Consider the following 14,190-nt stretch of genomic DNA (forward strand, 5'->3'; position numbering starts at 1 on the left):
CGGATCGGCGGTCAGCGGGACGCGGGCCGGGCGGGTGAACCGTCAGCGGGCTACGGGCCGGGCGGGTGAGCGGTCAGCCAGAGGCGGGTGGGGGCGGAGGAGCCGGTCGGGGTGCGACGGCGGCCCTGGCCGGCGGGGTCGTGCGTACCGGGCGCGGCACGGTGGCGGTGGGCCGGGGCGGCAGCGGTGGCGGCGTCGTCGGCCGGGGAACGGTGGCGGTGGGCGGCGCTGTCGGGGTCGGCGGCGGCGCGGCCGGGACCGTCGGGGCCGGTGCCGGGGCGAACGGTTCCGGAGTCGGCCCGACCGGTGGCGGGGCGAGGTCACCCTCGCCGTACCCGAACGCGATCTGCTGGCCGGGTGGCGCGAAGTTCCGACGCGGCTTGCCGACCAGCGCGGCGGCCATGGTCCGGGCGACCGCCGCGATCACCTTCCGCTGCACCGGCTGGCCGACGGCGTCGCTCGGATCGTCCGGGTTGACGGCGAAGCCCGCCGCCGCTACCTGCGGGGTGAAGCCGACGAAGGACTCGGAGGTGTACCCCTCCGCGCTGCCGGTCTTGCCGGCCACCGGATGGTCGCCGAGCATCTTCGTCACCTCGGGCGCGCTGCCGCCGTCGCACTGGAGGTACGCCGACTGGCCGCCGACCGGACATCGGGCCGCGTCGGTCGCCGCCCGGGCCACCTCCGCCCTGATCATCCTGCCGCAGCTCGGCTTGGCGGCGGCCAGTGACCGGCCGGTCGGGTCGACGATCGACAGCACCGGCAACGGCTTGCAGTACGTCCCCTCGGCGGCCAGCGTCGCGTACGCGTTCGCCAGGTCCAGCGGGGTGGTGGCGGCCACCCCCAGGGTGAACGCCCCCCACCCCTTCGCGCCGTACGTGGCCAGCCGGGCGTCGGTGTCGGCCCGGAACACGATCCCCAGCCGCTCGGCCATCCGCACCGCCCGGTCGGCGCCGATGCGCTGTTGCAGCGCCACGAAGTAGGTGTTCACCGACCTTCCGAAGGCGGTCCACATGGTGCGGTAGCCGTCCATCCAGCCCGGGTTGGCGTTGGCCGGGCACCAGTAGCCGCCGCAGGCGTGCGGCCCGTCGATCGGATAGCCGGTCAGCAGCCGGGACGGCGCCAGGTAGGCCGAGCTGAGCGGCATCCCCGCCTCCAGCGCGGCGAGCATGGTGAAGATCTTGAACGTGGAGCCGGCCTGGTAGCCGTCGATGCCACCGCCACCGGCGACCAGCTGGTTGACCGTGTTCGGATGGTTGCGCTGGCCCGACGGGTTGGGGTCGAGCCGGTAGTGCCGGTTCACCGCGAGCGCGAGTACCCGGCCGGTGCCGGGCTGCACCACCGCCATCGGCGCGGCCCGGCGGTCGGCGTAGCCGTACACGGTAAGGGTCTGTCGCAGCGCGGTGGCCTGGAGCGCCGGGTCGAGCGAGGCGACGATCCGGTAGCCGCCCCGGCGCAGCGCCTGCTGCCGCTGGTCGACGGTGCGGCCGAACGCCGGGTTCGCGTTCCACCACTGCCGGAAGTAGTCGCAGAAGAAGCCCCACTCGGCGCGCCCGTCCGGGATGCCGGCGCAGTCGTTCGGTTCGGCGCCGGCCCGCAGCCGGATCGGCTCGGCCTGGGCCCGGGTGGCGGCCTCGGCGGTGATCGCCCCGGTCTCGGCCAGCTGGCGCAGTACGTAGCCCCGGCGGACCAGGGCGGCCTCGGTGTTCCCGCCGATCGGGCTGTCGGTCTCCGGCGAGCGGAGCAACCCGGCGAGCAGGGCGGCCTCGGCCAGGGTCAGTTGCCGGGCCGGTTTGGAGAAGTACCGCTGGCTGGCGGCGGCGACGCCGTACGCGCCGGCACCGAAGTAGGCGATGTTCAGGTAGCGGCCGAGGATCTCGTCCTTGCCCAGCCGGCGCTCCAGCGCGATCGCGTACCGCATCTCCTGGATCTTGCGGCCGGGACTTGTCTCGGTCGCCCCGGCGCGCTGCTCGGCGGTCAGCCCCGGGTCGCTCTTCAGCACGTTGCGGACGTACTGCATGGTCAGCGTCGAGGCGCCCTGCCGTACCTCGCCGCCGATCCGGTTCGCCACCAGCGCCCGGAGTACGCCCTTCACGTCGACGCCGCCGTGCGAGTAGAACCGGGCGTCCTCGGCGGCCACCGTCGCCTGCCGCATCACCTCGGCGACCTGGCCCAGCGCCACGTTCGTCCGGTTCTCGTCGTAGAACGAGGTGATCGGGGTACGGCCGTCGGCGGCGAACAGGTAGGAGCGCTGGGCGGTCGGCGGGGTGCGCAGGTCCTGCGGCAGGTCCTCGTAGCGGGCGCCGATCGCCCGCAGCCCGACCGCGCCGAGCACGACGGCCGGCAGCGCGGCGGCGGCCAGCATCGTCCCGGCCAGGATGCCGGCCAGGGTCAGGGTCCAGAGCTGGCTCAGCCGCAGCCGGAGCATGCCGTACCTCCCGGGCGGACAGCATCGGGGAGACCCGGCGGGTCAGCCGGATCGGGACCCAGTCAGCCTGACGGGTGATTCCGGGCGCCGCACCGGTTTCGCGGCAAAACGGGGCAAATTCACGGACGGGGTGACGGTGTCGACAGCCGCTGATCAGGGCAGCAGGACGGCGGCGAGTGGCCGGACCGCCCCCTCGATCTCGTCGGCGACCCGGCTGAAACACTGGTCGCCACGGCCCCACGGGTCGTCGAGGTCGTCGCCGGGCAGCGGGGACGAGCCGCTCCGGGCCGCCGCCACCGCCGCCACCAGGGCGGTGCCCCGGGCGTACACCGCGTCCGGGTCGGCCGCGCCGGCCGGCGGCAGTGCCGTGGCGTCCACGGTGGGCAGCAGCCGGCCGAACTCGCCGAGCACGAAGGTGCGGTCCGCGGCGTCCGGCCGCAGCGCCACGACGTACTCCTGCTGGTCGGCGGTGGCGGTGAGCACCAGGTCGGCCGCGTCGATGTGCTCGGAACGGAGCTTTCGGGCGCCGAAGTCGGCCACGTTCCCGCCCCGGGACCGGACCTGCCGGGCGGCCGGCGGGTTCATCTCCTCGCCCGCGTGCCAGCCGCCGGTGCCGGCGCTGTGGCTGTGCACCAGGCGGTCCGCGTCGTCCGGATCGGTCGCCGCCGACCGGACCAGCCGTTCGCGTACGGCCAGCGCGAGCAGCCGCTCGGCCATCGGCGACCGGCAGATGTTGCCGAGGCAGACGTGCAGGACCGTGAACGGCGGCACCTCAGGACTCCTGGCCCTGGATGTCGGGTACGACGTCGCGCAGCTTCTCCAGCGGGATCGCACCCTGGCGCAGCACCCGGGGCACCTCGCCGGTGACGTCGACGATCGTGCTCGGCACCGGATCGGGACACGGCCCCGCCTCCAGGTAGGCCCGCACCGCATAGCCGAGCTGCTCCCGCGCCTCCTCGGCGGTGACCGCCGGCGGCTGCCCGGTCTTGTTCGCCGACGAGACGGCCATCGGCCCGGTCTCCCGGAGCACCTCCAGGGCGACCGGATGCAACGGCATGCGAACCGCGACCGTGCCGCCGGTGTCGCCGATGTCCCACTGGAGGCTCGGCGAGTGCTCGACCACGATGGTCAGCGCGCCGGGCCAGAACGCGTCGGCGAGGTCCCGGGCGGCGCTGGGCAACATGAAGACCAGCCCGTCCAGCGTGCGCCGGGAGCCGACCAGCACCGGCGGCGGATGTTGCCGGTCCCGGCCCTTCGCGTTGAGCAGCGCCTTGACCGCGTACGGCGTGAAGGCGTCCGCGCCGATCCCGTAGACCGTGTCGGTCGGGATCACGACCAGCTCGCCGTTCTTGACCGCCTCGACGGCCGCGGCGATGCCTCGGTCACGCTCCGCCAGCGACCGGCAGTCGTAGAGCATCACGAGGAGCCAGTCTGCCACGCCGCCGCGCCGGTCGTGGCACGGGGACTTCCGGCCGGTTACCGCCTCGCGTCGACCGGACCGGACAAGATCGGGCCAAAGCTGCTCAGCCGGGGGTCCCGGCCCGCCGGGCGGTGGCGAAGCGGGGCCGGCCGACCAGGTCCGGATGGTCCGCGACGTCGACGAACCGGCCGTCGACCCGGAGCAGTTCCGGAACCGCCGTGCCGTGCGTGTCGTCGTGCTCGATCCCGAGCAGTCCGCCCGGACGCAGCAGCCGGGCCGCCTGCGGAAGCAGCAGCCGGATCACCGCCAGCCCGTCCGGGCCGCCGAAGACCGCGTCGGCCGGATCGTGCCCGGCCACGTCGGGCGGGACCGGGGTGCCGTCCGGCACGTACGGCGGGTTGCAGAGCAGCACGTCCACCCGGCCGGCGTACCCGGCCAGCAGTTCCGGGTCGGCCACGTCCCCGGCCAGCACCTCGATCGGCCGGTCACCGGCGCCGGCCCGCTCGGCGGCGTTGCGGCGCAGCCAGTCCAGCGCCGGTGCGGCCCGCTCGACCGCGACCACCCGGGCCCGCGGCACCTCCCCGGCGGCCGAGAGCGCGATCGCACCGCTGCCGCTGCACAGGTCCACCACCAGCGGCTCCGACCCGCCCTCGGGCTGGACCAGCCGGCGGGCCTGCTCGATGCCCCAGCCGGCCAGCAGTTCGGTCTCCGGGCGCGGGACGAAGACCCCCGGGCCGACCGCCAGTTCCAGATACCGGAACGCCGCCGAGCCGAGCAGATGCTGCAACGGCTCGTGCCGGGTACGCCGCCGCACCAGCTCGGCCAGCCGGCCCTGCTGCTCCGGGGTGAGCGGGTCGGCCACGGCCAGCGCACCGCGCGACACGCCGAGGACGTACCCGAGCAGCAGCTCGGCCTCGACGCGGGCCGGCCCGACCCCGGCCCCGGCCAGCGCGGACGCCGCCGCCGCGAGTGCGACCGACGGTCGGACCCGGTCCGGGACCGAGGGTCGGACCGGTTCCGGCGGTTCCGGGGGGTGCCCGGGAATACGTGTCACGACATAATCATGAAACGTCGACCGGGGATCATCGCGTGGCGGGCGCGCGTTCCACCCCCCGATCGACTGGGTGCTCGGACCGGTCGGGCAGCCGGAGGGCAGCCTGCCTCCGGGCGACCGGCCGGCTCCTCCACTCCACGGGGCCGCTGGCGAAGGCGATGGAGGTTGTGCGTGAGTTGGCTCGACCGGGTCGGTGATCGGGCCGAGGAGCTGAAGCGGGCCCGCTCCCTGATGGAGAGCAGCCGGTCGGCCGAGGCGTGCCTGATCTTCGAAAGGGTGCTCGGCAGCACCGACGACCCGTACTCCCGGGCCGAGGCGCTGCTCCAGCGGCTCTCCGCGATCCTCAACCTGGGACGTACCGCCGAGTACACCCGGGCGGTGGAGCAGGCCTTCGACGCGGCCCGGGACCTGCCCGAGCCGTACCTGCACGGCCACCTGCACGCGCTGGCCGCGCTGGCGGCGCAGAACCAGGGCGCCCTGGACCGCTGCGTCACCCACCTGGTCCGGGGTGCCCGGGCGCTCGGCTCGATCGGCCATCCCGACCGGGAGACCGCCTGGGGCTGGCACGACCTGGCGATGGCGTACTCCTACCTCGGCTTCCACGGCTACGCCCTGAACGCCATCGAGCGGGCCCGCCGGCTCGGGCTGGCCGTCGGAATTCCGGAGGAGACCTTCGCCGCGCCCGGCATCCGGCTGCGCAACGCGGTGGCGCTCGACCACCACGGGGACAGCGACGGCTGCCTGCGGGTGCTCCGGGACGTCGGCGGCGACCTGGAACGGTTCGTCGCGGCCGGCACCGCCGACCGGTTGCGGCCGAGCAGCCGGGCGGCGTACGGGTACGCGCTGGCCAGGCAGGCCGCGCTCGGCGCCGCGACCGGCCGGCCGGCGACACCCGAACTCGATCCCGACCGGCTGCTCGGCAACGGCGGGGACAGCGCGCGTACCCGGGACATGCGGCAGCTCGGCGCGGCGTGCCTGGCCATCGCCGCCGGCCGGCCCGCCGAGGCGCTGGCCCGGCTGGAGACGGTGCACGTCTCGGCCGAGACGCTGGGCGCGGCGGAACACGCCCGGCTCTCCAGCCTGGCGCACGCCGGGCTCGGCGACCACGCGGCGGCGCACCGGGCCGACCGGTACGCGTTCCGGCTGGCGACCCAGCGCAACGACCGGCTCCGGGACGTCTACGTGGACGGCATCGCGGCCCGGATCGAGCACGAGGAGCAGCGCCGGGAGGCCGCCCACGACGCGGGCGAGGCGCTCACCGACCCGCTGACCGGCCTGCCGAACCGCCGCCGGCTGGAGCGCTACGTCGCCGCGATGATCAGCCGGGGCGAGCGGGCGGTGCTCGGCGTCGTCGACCTGGCCGGCTTCCGGGCGGTGAACGCGGCACACGGCCGGCACTGCGGTGACCTGGTGCTGCAACGGCTCGCCGGGGTGGTCAACCGGGTGATGCGGCGCGGCGACTTCGTGGCCCGGTACGGCGGCGACGAGTTCGTGGTGGTGCTGCCCGGCGCCGGGATGGCCGAGGCGGGCGAGGTGGGCCGGCGGATCAGCGCGGCGGTCGCCGCCGAGGACTGGGAGTCGGTGGTCCCGGGCACCGCGGTGCGGGTCGGCGTCGGCTTCGCCGAGGTCTCCGCCTCGGCCGCCGGGCTGCGGGAGGCGCTGGAGCGCGCCTTCACCGGCGCCGACCGGGCCACGGTCCTGGCCGGCACGGCGGTCACCCGCTGACCCCGGTCCCCGGCCAAAGCTCCGGTCCCGGCTGCCGAGCGCCGCCTGGCCGGGCGTCAGGGCAGCCGCCCGGCGTGTGCGTCAGCGGCGGGACAGCTCCGTCTCGCCGGCCAGCCGGGCGGACCGGTCCGCCTCGGCGAGCGCGTCGAGCACCCCGTCCAGCTCACCGGCGAGCGCCAGGTCGAGGTTGTACGCCGTGTAGCCGATCCGGTGGTCGGTGATCCGGTTCTGCGGGAAGTTGTAAGTCCGGATCCGCTCGGACCGGTCGACGGTACGCACCTGGGAACGGCGGGCGTCCGAGGCGGCGGCGTCGGCCTGCTCCTGGGCGTTGGCGAGCAGCCGGGCCCGGAGGATCCGCATCGCCTGCTCCCGGTTCTGCAACTGGGACTTCTCGTTCTGGCAGGAGACCACGATCCCGGTCGGCAGGTGGGTGATCCGCACCGCCGAGTCGGTGGTGTTCACCGACTGGCCGCCCGGCCCGGACGAGCGGAAGACGTCGATCCGCAGCTCGTTCGGGTCGATGGTGACGTCGACCTCCTCGGCCTCCGGCAGCACGAGTACGCCGGCCGCGCTGGTGTGGATCCGGCCCTGCGACTCGGTGACCGGCACCCGCTGTACCCGGTGCACGCCGCCCTCCCACTTGAGCCGGGACCAGACCCCGTTGCCGCCCTCCGGTACGCCCTTCGCCTTGACCGCCAGCGAGACGTCCTTCACCCCGCCCAGGTCGGAGTCCTGCGCGTCGAGCACCTCGGTCGCCCAGCCGTGCCGCTCGGCGTAGCGCAGGTACATCCGGAGCAGGTCACCGGCGAAGAGCGCGGACTCCTCGCCGCCCTCACCGGCCTTGATCTCCAGGATCACGTCCTTGGCGTCGTGCGGGTCGCGCGGGATCAGCAGCTCGGCGAGCCGGGCCTCCAGCGCGGGCAGCGCCTCGGCCAGCGACTCCGCCTCGGCCGCGAACGACGGGTCCTCGGCGGCCAGTTCGCGGGCGGCCGTCAGGTCGGCACGGGCCTGTTCCAGCTCACCGGCGGCCTTGTGCAGCGGGGTCAGCTCGGCGAACCGCCGGCCCACCCGCCGGGCGGTCGCCTGGTCGGCGTGGATGGCCGGGTCGGCGAGCCGTCGTTCCAGCTCCGCGTACTCGGCGAGGAGACCGGCCAGCCGATCGCCGCTCATGCTCGTACTCCCTCTGCTGGAACGGTGGACGGGCTCCGCCGGGGGCGGTGGGCGCGCGGGCTGGCCGGGGTGACGCCGGCCGATACGGCACGACGGCGCCCGCCCCCGGCGGGAAGCCGGAGGCGGGCGCCGTCGACGCGGCTACTTGGCCTTCTTGGCCTGAACCTTGGCGTACTTCTGCTGGAACTTGGCGACCCGGCCGGCGGTGTCGAGCACGCGCTGCTTACCGGTGTAGAACGGGTGGCAGGCGCTGCAGGTCTCGACGTGGATCGAGCCGCCCTTCGCCGTGCTGCGGGTCGTGAAGGTGTTGCCGCACGAGCAGGTGACCTCGGTGGACACGTACTCGGGGTGGATGTTGGGCTTCATGTCGCCTCGGTCCTTTCGTGGGTGGTCGCCGGGTCGCCCTCGCCTCCGCCGGGTCCGCGACGTGTGTCGCGGCCGGTGGCGGACTCGGGCGTGAACCGGAACCGGTGGCCGACTGACCAGTGTGCCATGCCGGGCGGACCGTCCTGGTACCGGGCGGTGCGGACCGACCCCGAACCTGCCGGCGGGCTGCCCGAACCGGGCACCGTCGCCGAAGAAATCGGGCTGCACAGGTGATCCGTGACGGATAACGTCACTCCCCCCTCCCGCATTCCCACTCCGCCGGAAGGCACACCCGTGGTCACCCGCGCGCCCGCTCCCACCCTGCCCGCCGCCACCCGGCCCGCCGCCACCCGACTCGCCGACGTCCTGGACGAGGCGGCGCTGGCCGCCGCGCTCGCCGACGGCCACGTCCGGGTCCAGCGGCATCCGGAGCGCCCGCTGGCGGTCTACAACTACACCGAGGCGTGCACCTATGCCGGAAACTGGACGCCGGTGACGGTGGCCTGTCGGGGGCTGATCGTGGACACCTCGACAGGTACGGTCGTGGCCCGGCCGTACCCGAAGTTCTTCAACCACGACCAGCCCGGCGCCCCGGCGCTGCGGCCGGACGCGCCCGCGATCGTCACCGACAAGGCCGACGGCAGCCTCGGCGTGGTCTATCCGGACGGGGACGGCTTCGCGGTCGCCACCCGGGGCTCGTTCGCCTCGGACCAGGCCCGGCACGCCACCGCCGTGCTCCGGACCCGCTACCCCGGCTTCGTCCCGCCGCCGGGGCGGACCGTGCTGGTCGAGATCGTCTATCCGGCGAACCGGATCGTGCTGGACTACGGCGGCCTGGACGACCTGGTGCTGCTCGGCAGCGTGGAGATCGCCACCGGCCGTGGCTCCGGCCCGGAGACGGTGCCGGACTGGCCCGGGCCGGTGGTCGGGCGGCTGCCGTACCACACCCTGGCCGAGGCGCTGGCCGCGCCGGTGCGGGAGGGTCGGGAGGGGCTGGTGGTGCACTGGCCGGACACGGACGAGCGAGTCAAGATCAAGTATCCGGGGTACCTCCTGCTGCACCGGCTGGTCTTCGGACTCAACGCCCGGGCCGTCTGGGAGTACCTGGTCAGCGGGCGGGACCTGGCGGCCTGGGTCGCGCCGCTGCCGGACGAGTTCCACCGCTGGGTGGACTCCGTCGTGGCCGAGCTGACCGCGACAGTCGAGGCTCGGGCCGCGAAGATCGAGCAGGCGTACGGTGAGATCGTGGCCGGACTCCCCACCGGATGGACCCGGCGCGACTTCGCCGAACGGGCCGGCCGGCATCCGGAGCGGGCCTTCCTCTTCCTGCGCCTGGACGGCCGCGACTACCGCCCGCAGCTCTGGCAGCGGGCCCGCCCGTCCGCGGACTGGACCCCGCACACGACGAATCGAGAGGAGGCGACATGACCCGACTGATCGTCACCCGGGGGCTGCCCGCCTCCGGTAAGACCACCTTCGCCCGGAAGCTGCAACCGGGCGTCGTCCGGGTGAACCGCGACGACCTGCGGCGGATGCTGCACGGCGAGCGGCTCTTCACCCAGTGGGCCGAGGGCCAGGTCACCGTCGTGCAGCGGGCCCAGGTGGAGGCGCTGCTCCGGGCCGGTGCGGACGTCTGCGTCGACGACACCAACCTGCGCTCCCGGACCCTGCGGGACTGGGCACAACTCGCCGCCCGGTTCGGTGCCACGTTCGAGGTGCACGACTTCACCGACGTACCGGTGGACGAGTGTGTCCGGCGCGACGCCGAGCGGCCCGAGCCGGACCGGGTCGGCGAGGAGGCGATCCGCCGGCTGCACGAGCGCTACCTGGCCGGGCGGGCACTGCCGTTGCCGGTGCCGGCGGTCGAGCCGGGCGGGCCGGCCGCCGTCTACACCCCGCCGCCGGACGAGCAAGCGCCGGAGATCGTACTCGTGGACATCGACGGCACGGTGGCGCTGATGTCGGGACGCAGCCCGTACGACATGACCCGGGTGGGTGAGGACCTCCCGAACACCGCCGTCATCTCGGCGGTCCGGGCCATGCACGCGGCCGGCTACGGGGTGGTGTTCTGCACCGGACGGGACGCGTCCTGCCGCGAGCAGACGGAGTCCTGGCTGGCCGAGCACGTCGGGGTGCCGTACCTGGCCCTGCACATGCGGGCCGTCGGCGACCAGCGGCGCGACTCGGTGGTCAAGCGGGAGATCTTCGACCGGGAGATCCGCGACCGCTACCGGGTGGTCGGCGTCTTCGACGACCGGATGCAGGTGGTCCGGATGTGGCGCGCCCTCGGCCTGACCGTCTTCCAGGTCGCCGAGGGCGACTTCTAGGCATCCCACCCCGCTTCTGGTGCCACCGGGCCGGGGTCGACCTGGACACCAGAGGCGTTATCCGGCCGAAGTAGCGCCTCTGGTGTCCAGGTCGAGCCCTTGCGGTCCCGTCAGCGGCGGGTGAGTTCGACGGTGCTGCGGGTGGTGGCGCCGTTGACGGTGAGGGTGAGGTGGATGGTGGTGGGGTGCCGGGCGGTCAGGGTGCCGGTGGCGGGGTCGAAGTGGGCGGCGTGCCAGGGGCGGATGGTCCGGGCCGGTCCGATGTGCAGGTTCGGCGAGCCGGACCAGTCGGCCGAGAGCGGGGCGGCCACCGGGACCTGCCGGCCGCCGGGCTGGGTCACCGTGGCGGTCACCTCGGCGGCGGTACCCGCCGGCAGCCGGGACGGTGCGGTCAGGGTGAGCGCGTCGACGTGCGCCCGGGTCTGCGCGCTGACCCACTCGGGTCCCTCGGCCAGCGGGTCCCGCCGGGCCGCCGCCGCCTCGGCCGGCGAGACCGGATCCACCCCGAACATCGTCCAGCCGCTGAACCCGCCCAGCTGCGGCGCGGTCGACGGGTTCTTGCCGGTGTTGCCGTTGACCAGGTACGGCACCCCGTCCACCCGGTCGGCGGAGAAGCTGCCGACGTGTCCGCCGACGAACAACGCGCCCTTGCCGGTCTCGTGCTGGAACTCGGCGAGCCAGCGTTCCAGCAGCGCCGCCTCCTTCCGGTCGGCGAGCTGGCTGGCCCGGGCCGGGGTCGGGTCCCGGGGCGGATGGTGCTCGATCACCACCACCGAGCCGACCGCCGGGTCGCGGGCCGCGCCGTCCAGGGCGGTACGCAGCGCGCGCACCTGGTCGAACCCGCCGCCGCGCAGACTGCCGGTGGAGGTGTCCAGGGTGACGAACCGGGTCCGGGTGCCGCCCCGGGGCGGGCTGTGGTCGAAGACCCGGTAGGTGTCCCCGAAGACCGACCGGAAGTTCCCGATCGGGGCACCCATGATCTCGTGGTTGCCCGGCACGTAGTGGTACGGCACCGTGCCGCCCAGTTCCTCGTCCAGGATTTGCCTGGCCAGGGCGAAGTCCTCGGGATAGGCGGTGTCCACGAAGTCCCCGGCGATCACCAGGAAGTCCGGCCGGGCGGCCTTCACCTCGCGGAGCGTACGGCGGGCCTGGGCGACCAGGTCGCTGTCCGGGTCGGCCGCGACGAACTGGGCGTCGGAGAGGACCGCGAAGCGCCAGGGTGCCCGGTCCACGGTGCCGTCGGTCAGCACCACCCGGTCGGTGCGGAGCGGCTCGGCCGGCGCGGCCACCTCGGCGGGCACCCGGGCGACGATGTCGTCGATCACCACCTCCCCGGTGTACGCGGCGGCGGCGTCGGTCTCGGCGACGTAGAACCGGCGGATCCGCACCGGGTACGCCACCCCGGCCGGTACGGCGAACTCGACGTACCGCCAGCCGGTCCAGTCGAGGTAGGGGCCGCGCAGCACGTGCTGCTGGTCGAGGGCGTCGTGCAGGTGCAGGCTGGGCCACTCGCCGTTTCCGTTCGCGTGGATCCACATCCCGAACGACTGTGGCTGGCCGGCGACCGGGATGTACCCGGGCGGGTCGGCGTACGCGGCGCGGGTGCCGGTGGACTGGCCGAAGTCGTACCCGAGTTTCAGGCCGGTGCCGGTGCGGCCCGGCACCGGGGTCACCGAGCCGGTGGCCCGGGCGGCGCTGAACCGCCACTGTTCCGCGTCGTCGAACATCGCCACCGGTACGTCGGTCAGCCCGACCGTCACCGGCAGCACCGTGCTGGCCGCACCGACGCGTACCGTGACCAACCCGGCGCCACTGTCCACCTTGGCCTTCACCGTGAGCGTGCCGTCGACGGCCGGGGCGATCTCCAGCAGTTCCCGGTCGTAGTCCAGGCGCAGGTCGGCCGCTTCGATCGGCGCGGTGTTCCCCTCCGCGTCGTAGCCGACCACGCCGAACGAGCCGGTGCCGCCCGCACCGGCCAACCCGACCCGGTCGACGGTGCCGTCGATCCGGGCCAGCGGGCCGAGCACGGTCAGCGACAGTTCGCCCTTCGCCCGGCCCCGGGACGCGGTCACGGTGACCTCGCCGGCCCGGCGGGCCCGGAACACCCCGGCGGAGTCGACGCCGCCCCGGGACGCCGGCTCGGCCCGCCAGTGCGGGGTGCCGGCCGCCGGGCCGTAGGTCTCGTCGTAGCCGGCCGCCGCGAGCCGCCGGGTCAGCCCGGGAAAGACCCGGTCCGGGCGTCCGCCGCGCACCGGCCCCGCGCCCGGCGCGGCCGTCGGGTCGAGCACGGTCTTCAGCCAGTACGCCCGCAGCCGTCCACTCCCCTGCGGCGCGTAGAGCGCGAGTCCGTTCGGCACCGGCCGCTCCGAGCCGTCCGACGGGCTGTTCTCGACGCGTACCGCCGGTTGGCCGGGTTCGCGGGCGAGCAGGGTGGACGAGCCGCCGCCGTCGAGGTTGAGGGCGTCGTGCGCGCCGAGTTCGGCCATCATCCGGCCGAGTTCGGTGAGCGTCACGCCCCGACTGTCCGCCTGTCGTCCGTCCACTGTGAGCAGATACATCTTCCGGCCGTCGGCGGAGAACCCGACCGCGGTGCGGGGTTCGGGGTTCACGTCGCCGATCTGCTGCGGCACCCCGTCCCGGACCAGTACCCGGTTGCCGCCGACCGCGGCGCGCAGCGTGCTGCCGTCCGACGGCTTCGGGGCGTACCGGAGGTCGACCGGGTCGCCGGGGCGCAGCGCGGCGAGCGTGTCGGCGCCGGCCTCCCGGCCGAGCAGCACGGTCGTACCGGCCGGAATCGGGCCGCTGCCGGCGGTCGGGGTGACCGTGTCGACCCGGCCGCCGACCACTGTGACCTCGGTGACCCGGCCGGCACCCTCGACGGCCCGGGTGCGCGGGTACGACCCCCAGAGCGGGGTGAAGACGCCGATCCCGCCGGCCGCGACCATGTTGTTGAACTGGCTGAGCGGGACCGGTCCGGCCGGCAGCGTGGCGGTGCCGTCGAAGTGCACCTGGACCACCCGGCCCACCCCCTCGGCGGTGACCCCGACCGCCTCGTGGTGGCCCGCGACCGGCGACTGGACGAGTTCGCCGTCGCGGATGCCGATCCCCTGGGCCGCCCCGGAGTTGTTGATGTCGAAGAAGTCCCCGTTTACCGCGGCCACCGCGCCGGTCCGGTCCGCCGCCTTCCGCAGCGGCTCGGTCCGGGTCACCTCGCCGGAGTTGACGTAGTCGACGGTCAGCCCGCCGGCCAGGTCGGCGGTGAGCGCGTCGGCCCGGATCCAGCCGTTGGCGTCGTACCTGTCGAAGGAGGTCAGGTCGAGACCGGGCGCGACCGGCCGGGTCCGGCGGTCGGTGACGATCGCGTCGTCGGCGTCGGCCGCGACCGGCCGGGTCGACGGCGCCGGGTACGACGAGGCGGCCGGCGCCTCCTCCGGCGCGGTGCCCTGGGCGACCGGCGACGGTAGCGCCGGGGCGGCTGGCGACGGTAATGCCGGGGCGGCCGGCGGCGCGTGCCCCGGTTCGGCGTAGGCCGGGACCGGACCGGCGAGGACGAGGGACGGCACCAGGAGCAGCAGGCCGGCGAGGCGGCGGCCGGATCGGCGGCGGGTCACCATGCCCGGTAGTCAACCCGATGACGTATAGAAGTTTCAATAGTCGATGACTGAACTGAAGGAAAACTCCGTCAGTGCTCCAAGCCGACCGA

10 protein-coding genes are annotated in these 14,190 nt (G+C 74.6%); 3 read left to right on the forward strand and 7 right to left on the reverse strand.

Features of this window, described 5'->3' with window-relative positions:
- Positions 1–73: 73 nt before the first annotated feature.
- From O7626_RS27495 to prmC, 4 genes are all read right to left on the reverse strand, one after another.
- On the reverse strand, positions 74–2,425 hold the full coding sequence (locus tag O7626_RS27495; protein ID WP_278063977.1) for a transglycosylase domain-containing protein: 2,352 nt from the start codon (positions 2,423–2,425) through the stop codon (positions 74–76).
- A 153-nt stretch (positions 2,426–2,578) separates the two neighbouring features.
- Positions 2,579–3,196, reverse strand: coding sequence for a phosphotyrosine protein phosphatase (locus tag O7626_RS27500; protein WP_278063978.1), 618 nt, complete (start codon positions 3,194–3,196; stop codon positions 2,579–2,581).
- Position 3,197: 1 nt separating this feature from the next.
- Positions 3,198–3,842, reverse strand: coding sequence for an L-threonylcarbamoyladenylate synthase (locus O7626_RS27505; RefSeq protein WP_278066337.1), 645 nt, complete (start codon positions 3,840–3,842; stop codon positions 3,198–3,200).
- A gap of 106 nt (positions 3,843–3,948) precedes the next feature.
- Entirely contained in the window at positions 3,949–4,890 is a 942-nt protein-coding gene (gene prmC, locus O7626_RS27510) for a peptide chain release factor N(5)-glutamine methyltransferase (protein ID WP_278066338.1), read from the reverse strand.
- 180 nt (positions 4,891–5,070) lie between these two features.
- On the opposite strand from prmC, the gene O7626_RS27515 reads away from it, so the two are divergent.
- Positions 5,071–6,624: a GGDEF domain-containing protein gene (locus tag O7626_RS27515; RefSeq protein ID WP_278063979.1), complete on the forward strand. Its 1,554-nt coding sequence runs from the start codon at positions 5,071–5,073 to the stop codon at positions 6,622–6,624.
- Positions 6,625–6,705: 81 nt separating this feature from the next.
- Here O7626_RS27515 and prfA read toward each other — a convergent pair whose 3' ends face one another.
- Positions 6,706–7,794, reverse strand: coding sequence for a peptide chain release factor 1 (gene prfA / locus O7626_RS27520; protein WP_278063980.1), 1,089 nt, complete (start codon positions 7,792–7,794; stop codon positions 6,706–6,708).
- 141 nt (positions 7,795–7,935) lie between these two features.
- Positions 7,936–8,160 carry a 50S ribosomal protein L31 gene (rpmE, locus tag O7626_RS27525; RefSeq protein WP_130462188.1) on the reverse strand — a complete coding sequence of 75 codons (225 nt, stop codon included), beginning with the start codon at positions 8,158–8,160 and terminating at the stop codon, positions 7,936–7,938.
- Between the two features lie 294 nt (positions 8,161–8,454).
- Here rpmE and O7626_RS27530 point away from each other — a divergent pair, with 294 nt between their 5' ends.
- Together O7626_RS27530 and O7626_RS27535 are read left to right on the forward strand one after the other, a co-directional pair.
- Positions 8,455–9,588, forward strand: a complete 1,134-nt coding sequence (locus O7626_RS27530; protein ID WP_278063981.1) for an RNA ligase — start codon at positions 8,455–8,457, stop codon at positions 9,586–9,588.
- Positions 9,585–10,487 (forward strand): AAA family ATPase, encoded by a 903-nt coding sequence (locus O7626_RS27535; protein WP_278063982.1) that lies wholly within the window; start codon positions 9,585–9,587, stop codon positions 10,485–10,487. Before O7626_RS27530 ends, O7626_RS27535 begins: the two co-directional genes overlap by 4 nt.
- Positions 10,488–10,597: 110 nt before the next feature.
- Here O7626_RS27535 and O7626_RS27540 read toward each other — a convergent pair whose 3' ends face one another.
- A complete protein-coding gene (locus tag O7626_RS27540) occupies positions 10,598–14,101 on the reverse strand; it encodes a phosphodiester glycosidase family protein (protein ID WP_278063983.1) in 3,504 nt (1,167 codons plus the stop codon).
- Positions 14,102–14,190 lie beyond the last annotated feature (89 nt).

Source organism: Micromonospora sp. WMMD1102 (assembly GCF_029626265.1).
GTDB lineage: Bacteria > Actinomycetota > Actinomycetes > Mycobacteriales > Micromonosporaceae > Plantactinospora.

Bases quoted from the DNA above. Each gene is read 5' to 3' on its own strand.
- O7626_RS27495 (WP_278063977.1), bottom strand. From the start codon at position 2,425: ATGCTCCGGCTGCGGCTGAGCCAGCTCTGGACCCTGACCCTGGCCGGC.
- O7626_RS27505 (WP_278066337.1), bottom strand. From the start codon at position 3,842: ATGCTCTACGACTGCCGGTCGCTGGCGGAGCGTGACCGAGGCATCGCC.
- prfA (WP_278063980.1), bottom strand. From the start codon at position 7,794: ATGAGCGGCGATCGGCTGGCCGGTCTCCTCGCCGAGTACGCGGAGCTG.
- rpmE (WP_130462188.1), bottom strand. From the start codon at position 8,160: ATGAAGCCCAACATCCACCCCGAGTACGTGTCCACCGAGGTCACCTGC.
- O7626_RS27535 (WP_278063982.1), top strand. From the start codon at position 9,585: ATGACCCGACTGATCGTCACCCGGGGGCTGCCCGCCTCCGGTAAGACC.
- O7626_RS27540 (WP_278063983.1), bottom strand. From the start codon at position 14,101: ATGGTGACCCGCCGCCGATCCGGCCGCCGCCTCGCCGGCCTGCTGCTC.